Annotated in this window: 15 protein-coding genes and 1 tRNA gene; 2 read left to right on the top strand and 14 right to left on the bottom strand. The window is 30.7% G+C overall.

What is annotated here, in order from left to right; translation table 11 throughout:
* Positions 1-60: 60 nt before the first annotated feature.
* From BN350_RS11320 to BN350_RS11290, 7 genes are all read right to left on the bottom strand, one after another.
* A complete protein-coding gene (locus BN350_RS11320; RefSeq protein WP_028043689.1) occupies positions 61-1,188 on the bottom strand; it encodes a BMP family lipoprotein in 1,128 nt (375 codons plus the stop codon).
* Between the two features lie 117 nt (positions 1,189-1,305).
* Entirely contained in the window at positions 1,306-3,588 is a 2,283-nt protein-coding gene (locus BN350_RS11315) for a DNA translocase FtsK (RefSeq protein WP_028043688.1), read from the bottom strand.
* Positions 3,589-3,666: 78 nt separating this feature from the next.
* The gene (locus tag BN350_RS11310; RefSeq protein WP_028043687.1) at positions 3,667-5,361 is read right to left on the bottom strand and encodes a ribonuclease J; all 1,695 of its coding nucleotides are present in this window, start codon (positions 5,359-5,361) and stop codon (positions 3,667-3,669) included.
* 112 nt (positions 5,362-5,473) lie between these two features.
* Positions 5,474-6,325: a 4-hydroxy-tetrahydrodipicolinate synthase gene (gene dapA, locus BN350_RS11305; RefSeq protein ID WP_028043686.1), complete on the bottom strand. Its 852-nt coding sequence runs from the start codon at positions 6,323-6,325 to the stop codon at positions 5,474-5,476.
* Position 6,326: 1 nt separating this feature from the next.
* On the bottom strand, positions 6,327-6,905 hold the full coding sequence (locus BN350_RS11300) for a dipicolinate synthase subunit B (protein ID WP_028043685.1): 579 nt from the start codon (positions 6,903-6,905) through the stop codon (positions 6,327-6,329).
* Positions 6,898-7,695, bottom strand: coding sequence for a hypothetical protein (locus tag BN350_RS11295; protein ID WP_028043684.1), 798 nt, complete (start codon positions 7,693-7,695; stop codon positions 6,898-6,900). The genes BN350_RS11300 and BN350_RS11295 overlap by 8 nt, the downstream gene beginning before the upstream one ends.
* A gap of 59 nt (positions 7,696-7,754) precedes the next feature.
* On the bottom strand, positions 7,755-8,066 hold the full coding sequence (locus BN350_RS11290; RefSeq protein ID WP_028043683.1) for a hypothetical protein: 312 nt from the start codon (positions 8,064-8,066) through the stop codon (positions 7,755-7,757).
* Positions 8,067-8,162: 96 nt separating this feature from the next.
* On the opposite strand from BN350_RS11290, the gene BN350_RS11285 reads away from it, so the two are divergent.
* Positions 8,163-8,705, top strand: a complete 543-nt coding sequence (locus BN350_RS11285; RefSeq protein ID WP_028043682.1) for a hypothetical protein — start codon at positions 8,163-8,165, stop codon at positions 8,703-8,705.
* Here the strand turns inward: BN350_RS11285 and BN350_RS11280 are convergent.
* Both BN350_RS11280 and BN350_RS11275 read right to left on the bottom strand, forming a co-directional pair.
* Positions 8,691-9,053, bottom strand: coding sequence for a diacylglycerol kinase family protein (locus BN350_RS11280; RefSeq protein WP_081652906.1), 363 nt, complete (start codon positions 9,051-9,053; stop codon positions 8,691-8,693). The genes BN350_RS11285 and BN350_RS11280 overlap by 15 nt on opposite strands.
* Before the next feature lie 68 nt (positions 9,054-9,121).
* Positions 9,122-9,198, bottom strand: a tRNA-Arg gene (locus BN350_RS11275).
* 184 nt (positions 9,199-9,382) lie between these two features.
* Here BN350_RS11275 and BN350_RS11270 point away from each other — a divergent pair.
* Positions 9,383-11,989, top strand: a complete 2,607-nt coding sequence (locus tag BN350_RS11270; protein ID WP_028043680.1) for a cation-translocating P-type ATPase — start codon at positions 9,383-9,385, stop codon at positions 11,987-11,989.
* Between the two features lie 14 nt (positions 11,990-12,003).
* Here the strand turns inward: BN350_RS11270 and BN350_RS11265 are convergent, their stop codons facing one another.
* The 5 genes from BN350_RS11265 to BN350_RS11245 form a co-directional block, all read right to left on the bottom strand.
* A complete protein-coding gene (locus tag BN350_RS11265; protein WP_028043679.1) occupies positions 12,004-12,474 on the bottom strand; it encodes a metallophosphoesterase family protein in 471 nt (156 codons plus the stop codon).
* A gap of 33 nt (positions 12,475-12,507) precedes the next feature.
* Positions 12,508-13,395, bottom strand: coding sequence for a GerMN domain-containing protein (locus BN350_RS11260; protein ID WP_028043678.1), 888 nt, complete (start codon positions 13,393-13,395; stop codon positions 12,508-12,510).
* Positions 13,396-13,454: 59 nt separating this feature from the next.
* On the bottom strand, positions 13,455-14,255 hold the full coding sequence (gene murI, locus BN350_RS11255; protein WP_028043677.1) for a glutamate racemase: 801 nt from the start codon (positions 14,253-14,255) through the stop codon (positions 13,455-13,457).
* A 15-nt stretch (positions 14,256-14,270) separates the two neighbouring features.
* Positions 14,271-15,410 carry a M15 family metallopeptidase gene (locus BN350_RS11250; RefSeq protein WP_028043676.1) on the bottom strand — a complete coding sequence of 380 codons (1,140 nt, stop codon included), beginning with the start codon at positions 15,408-15,410 and terminating at the stop codon, positions 14,271-14,273.
* Between the two features lie 65 nt (positions 15,411-15,475).
* On the bottom strand, positions 15,476-15,679 hold the full coding sequence (locus tag BN350_RS11245; RefSeq protein ID WP_028043675.1) for a helix-turn-helix domain-containing protein: 204 nt from the start codon (positions 15,677-15,679) through the stop codon (positions 15,476-15,478).
* Between the last annotated feature and the right edge of the window lie 28 nt (positions 15,680-15,707).

Genomic DNA, 15,707 nt, shown 5'->3' with positions numbered 1-15,707 from the left:
AAAATTGTATAAAAATTAAAAAAAGAATAGAGATTTCTTAATAATCTCTATTCTCAAGTCTTATTTAATGAAATTAACTTTTACTTTTTCTGTTTTGATAACTGAAACATCTTCACCAGCAGTTGAATTTTTGATTGTTACTTTTCCATCTTGAATTGTTTTGTAAACTTTATCATAATCAGCTTTTGTAAACTTTTTAAATGTTGAAGTATCCATAGGTAAACCAATTGCATTGTTTGCAGCACCTAATACAATATTTTGTCCACCTCTAAATAAAATTTTGTCATCATCAACTTTATCAAAATCACCACTATAAATTGAAGCCAAAGCATCATTAACAGCATTTGCAAGTTGTTTATAAGCAGATGTCATAACTGTTTTACTTTCAGTTGCCTGATCAACGTCTACACCAATAACAGCACCTACAGGATCAGCTTTTTCAGCAGCAGCCATAACTGAATTTCCAACAGCCCCACCACAACCAAAGATTGCAGTAATTCCACTCTTATACCAAGAAGCAGCAGTATTTTGAACTTCAGGAGTTGCTTTAAAATCACCAGTATAATGATAATTCATTGAAACATCAATACCTAATTCTTTAGCAGCAGCATCAGCACCCTGAATATAACCATATCCAAAAGACATAACAGCAGGAACAGCCATACCACCCATAAATCCTAATTTTGTATGACCTTCTTTAACAGCAGCATATCCAGCTAAATAACCAGATTGTTCTTCTTGGAACTTAATTCCAATAGCATTATTTTCAGTATTAGATTTTGGATTTTCTTGATTTCCATCGTTTGGATAACCATCAATTAATATGAATTTTACATCAGAATATTCAGTTTGTTTTGCATAAATAGCTGGTTCAAATAAATAACCTGGAGTAACAATAACTTTTGCACCTTGTTTAACAGCTTGATCAATTGAATTCTTGTATTCATCATCAGTTGCTGCAACAGGTTTTATGTAGTTAAAAGTCTTATTGTTCTTTTTCGCATAAGCCTCTACACCTTCATAAGTCCCCTGATTGAATGACTTGTCATCAATAGTCCCCTTGTCAGTAATCATGATAATTTCAGCATTACCATCTTTTTTAGTAGTGTCATCAGTTTTTTTGTCTCCACCACCGCATCCAACTAGCATTAATGATAACGCTAATAATGACGCAAACATTTTTTTCATATTCAGTTTTCCTCCTTCGAATTTCTACACATATTTTAACATTAAAATAACAAAATGAAAAGAGAGATTGTACATAATAGAAAACATTTTCATATATTATGCCCAATTTCTCTTCAATTATAAATCTTCTTCATGATATTGACGAATGAAAACTTCTCTTGGCTTGCTGCCTAGTTGCGGTCCAATAACGCCCTCTTCCTCTAATTGATCAATAATGCGTGCTGCTTTATTGTAGCCAATACGAAATTTTCTTTGTAACAGTGAAGTGCTCGCTTTCTGAGCCTGAATGACAAATTCACGACACATTTCATATTCTTCATCTTCATCATCCGAACTATCCCCATTCGATGATGAACTAGACGAAATACTTTTTGCATTCACATATTTTTCTTCATAAACTACTTCTTGTTGTGTTGATACATAATGAACAATTGATGCAACTTCTTCATCTGAGACAAAGCATCCTTGTACACGTACTGGTGAAGATGCTCCCATCGGAGAAAATAACATATCTCCTTTTCCAAGTAATTTTTCTGCACCTGATGTATCTAAAATCGTACGTGAATCAATACTTGACGAAACTGCAAAAGCAATACGAGAAGGAATATTGGCTTTGATAACACCAGTAATAATATCAGTTGATGGACGTTGAGTCGCAACAATCAAATGAATACCTGCAGCTCTAGCCATCTGTGAAATACGCATAATACAATCTTCTACTTCTTTACTTGCGACCATCATCAAATCAGCAACTTCATCCAAAATAATGACATGATAAGATAAAATTTCTTTTTGGTCTGATTCATTCTTATCCTCATTGTATGTATGTGCAAATTCATTATAACTTTTAATATTTCTAGCATTGACACTTGCAAAAACATCATACCGTCTTTCCATTTCCGCTACGACTTCACGTAAAACTGCAGCCGCCTTTTTAGGATCAGTCACAACTGGTGCTAAAAGATGAGGAATACCATTATAAATAGATAATTCAACCTTTTTTGGATCTACTAAAATAAGTTTCACTTCATCTGGTTTTGCGCGCATTAAAATGGAAGTGATAATCGTATTAACGCATACTGATTTCCCTGAACCTGTAGCTCCTGCGATTAACAAATGTGGCATTTTATCTAATTCAGCATATATAGGTTGACCTGAAACATCTTTTCCTAATGCTACAACCAATTTATTATCAGCAAGTTTCTTTTGAGATTGCAATGCTTTAAAAACATCTTTAAAACCTACCATTGAAGCAGTCTGATTAGGGACTTCTATACCAACATATGGTTTACCTGGAATAGGTGCTTCAATACGAATATCAGCAGTTGCTAAAGCTAACTTAATGTCATCCTGTAATTGTAATATTTTATTAACTCTTGTACCTGTTTCTAATTTTAATTCATATTTGGTAATTGTTGGTCCAATAAAGGTATTTTCAATGGTAGCATTGACGCCAAATTGTTTAAGAACAGTTGTTAAACGTGTTGCATTTTTATTTGCTGAGTTTCTTTCTTTTGAAGCATTATTTGTTGATTTTGTAGATAATAAAGAGAGTGGTGGTAATTGATAATGAGAAGATGTTTTTACACTTGGTTTGATTATCTTTTCTTCCTCTTCTTTTGTTTCTTCTAATGGTGTCATTTCCTTAATATCTAATTTCATATTTTGATCATTAAATTCAAATGCACTCGTAATTTCTGGATCCAATGGTCGATCTGATGGTGAATCTTCAAAAACATCATCAGGGAATAACGGAATCTCCTGGTCTTTAGATAAGAAATCAAAGAAATGTGATTTCTTTTTTAAAACAATTGTTTGAACTGATGGTTCACTTGATTCAACTGATTGTTTATGTATTGATTTTTTCTTCTTTTTCTTTTTATGTTGTGACTGATATTGCATATAGATCTTACTAAACAATAAAGCACATCCAATTAATAAAATAACAATTGCTAAAATAAGTGCTCCTAAATAATCAAACAACGCACTAAAAGACCCATAAAAAACAGTCCCTAAAAAACCACCTTTATTAAACAAACGACTTTGTATATATGTATTGATAACACCTAGTCCTTTTACCTGTGGTTGGCTTGGCAACGAGGCAATGGTCACAGCACTCACAAAAATTAAATATATACCAATGGCTTCAGGCCCATTCAATCTAGGAATAGACGCCTTATAAATGATATAAATCCCTAAAACAATCAAACCCAAATATACAACCCCATAAAGATTTCCAACGATAAATGCAAAGCATTGATGAAGACCCTGCCCAATAAAACCTAATCTTAAGGCTGCAATAATAATCAAGAAAATACCAAGTAAAGTGATAATTCTTAATCTTAATGTCTCTTCAATAAGTTGTTGTTTAGATTTTTTAGAGCGTTTTGACTTAGCCAATATCCTCACCTTCTTTCGCTTTACCCATTATAACAAAATATTCTTTCAATGAAAAGAAAAAGCAAGATTTTCTCTTGCTTAGATTTCTACAACAACACCTATAAAAACAGGTTTTTTCCCAGTTTCTTTAATAATATATTTCATTGACTGATCTTTCATCATCGATCTAATATCAGCAATTTCTAACTGTGGATCTTCTTTTAACCTACCAACAACATTCTCACAAATTTCAATAACATGTTTAATAACATACTCCGAATCCTTTAAATATACAAACCCTCTTGACTGACAATCAGTTTGAGCAATAATTTCCTTTGTTTCACGAGAAATTGTCAAACCAACAATAACAACACCATCATTTGCAAGCTGAATACGATCATCAATGACTTTCTCACCAACATCACCAATTCCAATACCATCAATCATCACATCTTCAATTTCAAAAGATTCACGTCCTGGTATTAATTCACCATCTTTTAAAGTAATACGTTCACCATTATCTAAAATCACAATATGATCTTTGTCTATTCCCATCTCCAAAGCAATTTGCTGATTAAAAATCAAATGCTGATATTCACCTTTTATTGGAATATAGTATTTTGGATTAAATATCTGAATAATGACTTTAATATCTTCTTCAGAAGCATGCATTGAAAATAAATCTTTATTTTTTAATAAATGAATATGGGCATCTGTTTTATAAAGTCCATTATGTGCTTTATTCGCAATTTTCTCAGTTCCTGGTAAAACTGGAGAAGCAACAACAAATGTGTCTCCTGATCTCAATTTTAACAGTTCATCTCCTCCATCAATAATATCACATATATCATGATAAATATGACGTGGACTTCCACTTAATAAAATAACATAATTACTATCATATTGAGATTGGCCAATATTTTCTTTTTTTCCTAATAATTGCACTGGTACATCAATAATTGGTTCTTTTGATTTTTTTCCTATACGCAATAAACTATTTGTTTTGTCATATTTATCTCTACCATAGAAAACAATCTGACGTTTATATTTCTTTGTTAATTCAATAATCTCTTTTGTTCTAAAAACATTTTGAGCATAACTTGAAATAATAATTCTCTCATTACTATCTTCAAAAATATGATCAATCTTATTTGTTAATTTATGATTTGGTGATGTATAGCCTTCATGCTTTGCACTTGATGATTCCACCAATAAAGCCAAAACACCTTTTTTCCCTATCTCCATCATCTTTTGAATATCACATCTAAATCCCTCAGGAGCACCAAAATCAATAATAAATTCACCACTATAAACCAAATACCCTCTATTCGTCCACAATGCCACGCCTACACTTCCAGGAATCGAATGTGTCACTGGAAAGAACTCAACTGGAATACCTTCTATATCAATAGAAGCATTTCGATTGACACGACGTAAATCTAAATCCAATTTTACACGATTATGACGCTGAAAGCGATCAATCATCTGTTCAATTAAATCTCCAGTTAAATCAGGAGCATATACAGGAACATTCACGCTTTGTAAAAGATATGGTAATGCGGCCATTGCATCATCATGACCATGCGTAATAATAATCGCAGCAATTTGATCTAACCTCTCTTCTAAATATGTAAAACTAGGAATGATGACATCAACACCTAGTTTATCTGAATCAGGAAAACGGAAACCTGAATCTATTATAAATATCTTTTCATTAATTTCAAAGCAGTACATGCTTTTGCCCATTTCTGCCTGTCCACCCATAGGTATAAACCTAATGATATCGTTTTTCATTTTTTCACCCTTTCTTTTCTTTGTATATAACTATAATCATTATACATGTCTTTTTATATTGTGTATAGTTTTTTCAAAAGTATGATTATCATATCATATAAAGTGCCACTCATCAAATCATTTTCTTATATTTTTCAATTAATGGTGCTAACTTAACTTCAGAAGCTTCACCAATTGGTGTTAAAGGACAACGTAATATATTTTGAATATACCCAAGTTGACTTAAGATATACTTAATAGGTGCAGGTGATGGTTCAATAAAAACATATTCACTAATTAATTTTAAATAGCGATCATCAAAGACATTCTCATTTTTGCATATTTCTTCAATTAATGGATAATCTAAATGACTAGTTACTGAAATAACACCATCTGCTCTTTGTTTTAATCCTTCTAATAACAAATGATCATCACCAATATAAACCTTAAATTGAGGTAAAGCATCTTTAATCTGATGAATTTCTTCTAAAGGACCACATTGTTTCATACCAATAATATTTTTATGTTTATTAGCTAAACGAATCACTGTAGATACTTCAATAGCCACTCCACAACGACTAGGAATATTATAAATCATGATTTTCTTTTCTGTTGATGAAGCAATTAAATCAAAATGTTTAAAAATACCACTTTGGCTAGGTTTGATATAATAAGGGACAATAACTAAAAATGCATAAATACGAGGATTATCTTTATACATTTGAATATGTCGTATTACTTGAGATGTGCTATTAGAACTAATGCCCACAATGACACGAATGGTTGGGTATTTTTCCAAAACATTTTCAACTAACATTCTTCTTTCATCTAATTTTAATGTTGAAGTTTCACCAGTTGTTCCACATAATAAAAATGATTTATTCCCTTCTTCAATCAGTTTATCCATAATACGATATAATCCAGGATAATCTATTGATTGATCTTGATTAAAAGGTGTTATTAAAGCAGTAAATATCTCTCTCATTTTATACCTCCTTATATCCTAATATGAAAGGCTGATATTGTTTGTTTTCTAAAGCACATAATAAAGTTTTTTTCACTTTGTTTTTACAGGCAATCATACTGTTAGGTTTATTTTTATAATGATCTTGATACATAGGAACAAAGTAAAAGTGCTTACGTCCCATCAACGTAAATAAATTTTGTCCACTAAAAGACAAAATATCATTAGAATAAACTCCAAGAACAATAGGAGTAGCATTCCTTAAAGATGACTTAATAAGCATTGTCACAGCATTATCATTAATACCATGATTTAATTTAGCTAATGTAGACGCATCACACGGATAAACAAGAACCGCATCTAATTTCTTCATTGGTCCATAAACTTCAGCTTCTTGAATTGTTGTATGAATTTTCTGCCCTACTCTTTTTTGAATTTCAGTTTTTAAATCCTCATGAGAATAAAATCTCGTATTCATTATATTCACATGTGGAGTTAAAAAGACCTCAATATCATAATCATCTTTTAATTCATCTAAAACATATAACATATCATCCATGCTGCAAAAAGATCCAGTAATACATATTCCTAATTTAAGCATTCTCTAACTCCCTTTCAATAACATTAGCAACCATCATACCAGCATATCCATAAGCATATTTACATGGTATTGATGATAAAATCTGACAATTCATTCCTTTTGATAAAGCATAGTGATGATCAATTCCATATGGATATGAAGCAATATCAACAATCATTATATGTTGACAACTATCTTTCAACTGTTCTTCTTTCAGAATAACAGAAGGAACTGTATTGATTAATATATCAGTTTGCGATAAATTCAAATCTTGAATTGCAATATATTGAGCTCCCATTGCTTCGATTTCTTTTTGATATTGTGCGTTTCTTACTGCAACCCTTACTTCAGCTTTCATCGCGACAAGATATTCAATGATCGGTTTTGCACAATGTCCAAAACCTAAAACATCAACATGACTTTGATATATTGGCATCCTACGATGTCCTATGACATAGGCTATCAAACCTTCGGCCGTTAATATACTATTTTTCTTTACAAAATTTTCATCATTCAAAAGAGCAATATATCGAAAATGAAACACTTTCGATAGTTCTTCCAAATATCCATTATCAATCAATGTTATTATCAAACAGTTTTCCTTTAAACTTTTAAAAATATTTTGATCAATAATTTCTGTTTCCTGATGTGTTGTTATACGATTCTTTCTATCTGGTCCTTTCAATCCTAAATAAAGAACATCTGCATATCTCATATCTTTAAACTGATCACTCACATAATAGCCCCGACGTATCATTTCTTCCATCAATTCTAAAGAACGCATATCATCATGATTAACAAATATTAACACATTATCCCACCTCACTTTAGAGTATGTCAAAATACCTAAAATGTGAAAGAAGAAAGACATTATTGTCCTTCTTCTTTCATTACATTATCTAAAGTTATAATCATTTGCGTTAAAGTTGGAATCATACAATGAATAGATTTTTCAATCATTTCATCATCATTTTCAAATATATCATCTTCACAATCAATAATATAAATCATCTTTAAATAAAACCTAAAATCATCAATCTCTTCAATTCCCACATACACATGTAAAAAGAATTTCACCTCACTTTCACTTAAACGTTCATATTCAAAATGAACATGAACCTCAGAACTTTCATCATAGGGATTTCCTACTTCAAAATTAAGTGCATCTAATATTGCTCTCATAATATTTTCCTCCTTACTTCTTATATACGCATTTTTTTACGTTTTTTCTTTTTATTTTTTAAAAAAAGTATATAATTTTTCAAAGAGGTATTTTTTATGGCATATTTATTCTTTTTATTACTCACAATTTATGTATCTTCAAGAGCTGATTTAATGTATGAAAATATAACAGGTGTCTCAACCATGCCAGAATATCATCTGCTGGTGATTGGATTCACTTTATTATCAGCAATCTTTTTTGCATACAAAATGTTAAAGATTCTTCATTTATTAAAACATCATAAAAAAAGCATAATATTTCTGATTATTTTTGCAGCAGTGCTCATGAGTATTGGTGCTTTTGCACCATATACAATCAATCAAAAAGATTTTTTATCACAATTACATGTTTTTTGTTCAATGATACCAAGCCTTGTTTTTATAGGACTCATTTTTATTTATAATCACTTCTTATCATTAAATTATCCACAAATTTATATTCAGATTCATTGGTTTTATGATTTGGGTGTACAGTTTTTAGCTTTACTGCTTATTATTTTTACGAGAGTTAATGGTTATTTAGAAATTTTCTTTACTTTGCTTATTTGCAGTTATCTCTACATTATTGAAAAAAGAGTCTCTCAATTAGAAGACTCCTAATAATTTCGGTATAAAAATCATTAACCCAATAATTGCAGCCATCAAAGCACTCACTAAAACTGCACCAGCCGCAGCATCTTTTGCTAGTTTGGCAAGAGGATGATATTCTGGACTAATCATATCAACGATAGCTTCAATAGCTGTATTGAGGATTTCTAAAGAGATCACGAATCCAAATAGTAAAACGCACACAATCCACTCCATTATACTTAAACAAAATATAAATCCACAAATAATGACTGCTAGCATCATCAATAAATGTATTTTCATATTCCTTTCTTTCTTTAAACATGCAAAAATGCCATCCCATGCATAGCCAACACTTTTATAAAAAGGTGCTTTCTTCATACTCCTCACCTCTTCCATATGATTATTATAACATATAAAAAAGCCTCTTACGAGGCTTAATTTTTGAATGGCGTCCACGACAGGATTCGAACCTGTGACCGCACGCTTAGAAGGCGTGTGCTCTATCCAGCTGAGCTACGTAGACATCTGATTTTCAACTGCCAATATATAATATCATATAATGAACTATATTGCAAGACTTTTTGATTATTTTTTAAAAAAATACAAATATATCCTATAAATATTTTTTTAAATAATGCTTTCTATTAAAAAAAAGAGAGATAGTGATATAATAAAAGGAGAAAAATATTTTAAGGAGGTAATCATTTATGAAAGGATATAATCGATCCATAGACGATGTTGTCCATGATTTAAAAACAGATTCCAATGATGGTCTGACATCAGAAATAGCCAAGCAACGCCTTGCTGAAAACGGATTTAATCAACTTCAGGAAGGTAAGAAAAAAACAAATCTTGAAAAATTTGTAGATCAATTTAAGGATGCTATGATTATTATCTTGTTAATTGCAGCAGCAATATCATTTGGATTAGCATTTCAAGAAGAAGATGCATCAGCTTTCTTTGAACCTTTTTTAATCCTATTGATTGTTGTATTAAATGCCATTATGGGCGTCTTTCAGGAAAATAAAGCTGAAAGATCATTAGAAGCATTAATGTCACTCTCGTCTCCACATGCACGTGTTATTCGTGATAAAAAAGAACAAGTCATTGCTGCCAATGAATTGGTTGTTGGAGATTTAATTAAAATAGAGGCAGGTGATTTTGTGCCAGCTGATGCCAGACTAATAACATCATCTAGCCTACAATCTGAAGAATCTGCTCTAACAGGGGAATCTTTACCAGTTGATAAGAAAGCCGATGTGGTGATTGAAGATAATGCGCCCATTGGTGATCGTATCAATATGATTTACTCTGGCTGTAGCATTACCTATGGAACAGGACTAGCAATTGTGACACATACAGGTATGCATACTGAAATGGGAAAAATTGCTGGTTTATTAAATAACGAAATAGATACCAAAACACCTTTACAAGAAAAATTAGCTGAATTAGGACGTTTATTGGGAATTATGGCAATAGTTATTTGTATGATTATCTTTATTATTGGATTAATTGATGGTATTTCATGGATTGAAATATTTATGACTTCTGTATCTTTAGCAGTATCTGCTATTCCTGAAGGTCTACCTGTTATTGTGACAATCGTTTTATCTATTGGTGTTGGAAAAATGTCCAAGCGCAATGCTATTGTTAAAAAATTACCAGCTGTTGAAACTTTAGGTAGTACGAGTGTCATATGTTCTGATAAAACAGGAACATTAACACAAAATAAAATGACTCTTGTTAAGGCTTTTACAGATGCTAAAATTTTAGAAGATATTAGTGATCATAATACTAATGATATTGTTGAATTATTAAAATATGGAACATTATGTTCAAATGGTTCCGTCAACCATATTGATGGTCAGGATGTTCATATTGGTGACCCAACAGAAACAAGTATCATTGCTGCATGTATGAAAAATCATATTCATATCGAAGAATTAAATAAACAGTATCCGCGTGTATTAGAGTTGCCTTTTGATTCAGAACGTAAATTAATGAGTGTTATTGTCAAAAAAGACAATCGTTTTCTTGTAATCACAAAAGGTGCTTGTGATGAATTAATGAAAAGATGTCATCAGGGCGATTTAGATAATGCAATTATGATGAGTGAAGAATTAAGTCGCCATGCTTTACGTGTCATTGCTGTGGCATATAAATATATAGATGAGATTCCTTCTGATCCAACAATTGAAAATATCGAAAATAGATTAACTTTTATGGGTCTAGTGGGAATGATTGATCCTCCTCGTCAAGAAGCAAAAGAGGCTGTTTCGACTTGCTTAAAAGCCGGCATTAAGCCTATCATGATTACTGGCGATCATATTGTCACAGCTTGTGCTATAGCTAAAGAATTAGGTATATTGCAAGATGGAGATGAAGCGATTACTGGCAATGAATTATCAATGTTAAGTGATCAGCAATTAGAGGAAAGAATTCAAAATATATCCGTTTATGCACGTGTCTCACCAGAAGATAAGATTCGTGTTGTTAAAGCCTGGCAAAAACAAAAAGCCATCGTTTCTATGACTGGCGATGGTGTCAATGATGCCCCAGCTTTAAAAGCAAGTGATATTGGCTGTGCTATGGGAATTACTGGTACTGATGTTGCCAAAGGAGCAGCCGATTTAACATTAATGGATGATAATTTTGCAACCATTGTTGAAGCAGTCAAAGAAGGACGTGGAATTTATCAGAATATTAGAAAGACAATTGGTTATCTACTAGGAACAAATATTGGTGAAGTTCTTGTTGTCTTTATTTCCATGCTCATTTTTAAACAGGCTCCATTACTTTCTATGCAATTACTTTGGATTAATCTTGTCACTGACAGTTTACCTGCAATTGCTTTAGGTATGGAGGAAATCGAAGATGATGTAATGAATGAACCTCCTCGTCATAAAGATGAAAGTATTTTTGCTCATCGATTAGGTGCAAGAATTATAATTCAAGGCTTATTATTTGGAGGTTTATCACTCTTTGCTTTCTATTATGGAAAAACTTCTTTAAATTCACTTGAAGCTGGACGTACACTTTGCTTTATGGTTTTGGCTTTATCTCAAGTTTTTCAATCCTACAATATGCGTTCTAATAAATCACTTTTCAAAATTGGAATATTGACAAATCCAATGCTAAACAAAGCAGCTCTTATTTCTTTTGCATTAGTCGCTATTGTTTTATTTATTCCACCGATATCTACATTATTTGCCTTGACATCACTTCCTATGCAACATTATATCATTGGCTTGGGATTAAGCATGTCCCCTATTCTCTTTATTGAGATACTAAAAGCAACACATATTGTCCATTAAAAAAATTGAGTTTATTATAACTCAATTTTTTTGAATTCACACTGAATTTTACCATGATCAATAGTCACAATCGCATAACTTCTTTCACTTCCACCACGCGGTAAAGAAGTTGACCCAGGATTAATATAATAATATGATCCATCCTGTTGAAAAAGAGGAATATGTGTATGACCACACAATAAGATTTGACACTGATTTCTTGTTAGTAAATCATTCATTGCCAATTCTCGATTAAAAAAATTGAAATGTTGTCCATGTGTAATCAATATTGGGATATCCTCAACGATTAATTTTGCTTCTTGTGGTAAATCCAAAGCCCAATCATTATTCCCTTTCACACATATATATCCAGTTAACATTTCTTGATAATAAGCTTCACTGTCACCACAATGAACGTAATAATCAGCATGTGGTTCCATATCTTTCACATATTCTAACATTCTATCATCGCCATGATTATCAGACATGACTACTATTTTCTTCATATTCATCACCGATAAACATTATATCAAAAATATTTATATTTTTATATAGTTATATTCAATTTGTGATGATTGCTTTGTTCTAACATCTTCACCATTAATCTTAATTTCAACATCTTTCACATCTTTTAATGAAGATAATGATAGGACAATTAAATCTTCCAGATTTTGATCTATTTTTTCATTATCTAATAAAACATTAGAATCGATATTGATTGTTAATAATCCATTTTCTAATTTCGCATCCAATAAATGAATTTTACTTTGCACATAACTTAATATTGTTTGAACTTGTGATTTTAATGATTCATTTTCATCTATTCTCATGGTTGTTGGAACATAATAAGAATATTGATTAATAATTTTCTGATGATATACCATAACAGGAATTGTTTGATGAAGAAGTTGCGATGTTTCTTCAAAATTATTTAAACCAAGTTCATGCGTTAAAGAAGATAAAGGAATTGTACTATTAGGTAAATAGGAAACATCTTCTCCTTGAATTTGAAGTTTTAACTGTCTAATATCCTGATTATCAGTCATCGTAAAAGTTAAAGCTTCAATAATATCTAATGCATCCTGATTAGAATATAATTGATCATTAAAGTTGATTGTTAATAATTTATCCTTAACATCAACCGATTCAACTTCTAAATCCTCACTCAATACCGGATATAATCCATAACTCATCAATTCTTTAGATTTCATAAAATCTATACAATTTCTCACTTCTTCTTCCAATTCAACCTGACTATGAAAATTAACAGAAATAGGAATCAATTCATTATCTTTATCTTTAAATACCATAGTACGCAAATAAACATCCGTATTCTTTTCACTCTCTGTATCTTTTTGCAAATAAATATATGATACAAATGTCAAACATATGATTAAAACAGAAATAACACCTATCTTCTTTTTCATGATCCCACCTCAAGATAAGATATGAAAATCACTTTTAATTAGAACAAGAAAAGTGAAATCTATAAAATTTCACTTTTAAAATCTAAATATTGAATTTCTAAATTCTGATAATCAAAGAATCCTTCTGAAGAATAACGAAATTCCTGTGGATTTCCCGTAGTATAAATCTGTATACTCCCCATCTGCTCAGATTGGCAATGCAAATGATGGACCAATAAATAAGAAGAAACTTCCTCGCATATTGCTTCACTACTAGAAATATAATCCTTATCATAGAAAACATTTTTCATTTGATCTAAGATAATTGGATAATGTGTACATCCCAAAATAAGTGAATCGACTTGATGAATATAAGGCTTTAGATAATCTTTTAATATATCCTCAATACCTTCTTTGTATTGTCCTGATTCAACAAGAGGAACAAGCTTAGGTGTAGCTAATTCATAAACTTGAATCGACTGATCATAGTGATGGATTATTTCTTTGTATTTATGAGATTGAATTGTTGCATGTGTTGCAATAACCAAAACACGTTTTAAATGCCGACTCAAAAAATCATGAACAGTTGAGTTGATAACACCTACAATAGGTATTTGAGGATAGAATTGCTGTAATTCATTTAAGACATTAGCACTTGTTGTATTACAGGCTAAAACAATCATTTTTACATTTTGTGAAATAAAGAAATCACAGATTTCACGTGTATATTTTAATAATTGTTCTTTTGTTTTTTCACCATAAGGACAATGAATATTATCTCCAATATAAATCATATTCTCATGTGGTAATATCATCTTTAAATGATCAAGTACTGTTAACCCCCCAACACCTGAATCAAATATACCGATTGGTTTATCCATATTTTCTCTCCTAACTTATGATTGATTATGATATTCTTCTAATGTCATTTCTGAATCATGCAAAGATTTAGCTAAAGACTTTCCAACATAACGATAAATATGTGCATCATAAGCATGATTTGTTATAGAAGCTTTATGTTGTGGATAACGTAGAATAAAACCATATTCATACGCATGTTCCTGTAGCCATTTTGACATTTCTGTTGTTTCAAAATCTTTATATGCTTTTTGTGACTGAGTGATACATATTGTTAAACCTAACTGATATTCATTGTAACCAACTTCTTTAGCTGATAATGTCTTAGGTGACAAATAAGCCTCTCTTAGAAGAAAACCACTATATGTCTTACTTATTTCTTCATACATCTTTAATAGTGCACTATAGGCATCACTTTGCAAATACATTGCATATCTCACTCTAGGAATATCTTGAGTTAAAAGTAACCCATTTGGTTCATATTGACCAATATAATGATGCTGATCAACAATAGTTGATAATTCATAGGGATTATATACAATCTCTGTTCCCTTAGGTAATTCCTCCATAAGTAAAGCTTTTAAACTCTTTTGATTATATGCAGTTGCTAACATTTTTATTGTTTCTTTCACTTCATTGCTGTCTTTAATACCAAGATTATTTAATTTTTCAACATATATTTCACTATCCTGAATATAAGAATAATCAGTTTCACGATATAATGGTTTCAACGCAACATACAAATCTATGTAATCAAAACGAAAATTCTCTTCATTTAAAAAAGCCATTTCTAATGCTTTATCAATGAGTGTTTTTGCTTCATTTTGTGCATGACTTTTATATAAATAATTTAATCTTGTTGATAAACTATTTCCTGTTTTTAAGATATCAGATATTTTGCTATAGCGTCCTGAATCATCCAAGAAATTATAATATTGATAATTAGATAAATGAAAATCATCATATTCTATATAGTCAATAAACTGATGAATAGGAATTTGATTTTCTACCAAATATGTCTGTTCATCTTCATCTAAATACTTTTCAATTAAGACACGATTATCATTATTAATTCCATTCACACGATAAAATTTATCAAAATTCAAATTAACAACATAAAAAGAGCAACCAAACAAAACAATAATTACTAAAAACAAATGCCATGTTTTCAATCTCATGCAATCACCCTTTCTTGACCATTATAATACATATCACATTATTTTTAAAGAAAAGAAATTGATTTCTAAAAATCAATTTCTTTCATTTTAATTAATTCTAATACAGCCTGTATTCTCGATTGAACACCTAGTTTTTGAATCACATTTGAAATATGATTTCTCACAGTCTTTTCACTGATGCATAAATCATCAGCAATATCTTTTGTTGATTGACCTTGTGTTAATAATGTGAATATTTCTTTTTCTCTTTTGGTTAATAAGGAATGCATTGTAACCCTCCCTTATTTAATATATGAG

It is taken from the genome of Candidatus Stoquefichus massiliensis AP9, from assembly GCF_000455285.1.
GTDB lineage: Bacteria > Bacillota_I > Bacilli_A > Erysipelotrichales > Coprobacillaceae > Stoquefichus > Stoquefichus massiliensis.
Note: the sequence above shows the minus strand (reverse complement) of the source record. Positions and strands in the feature narration are given on the sequence as shown.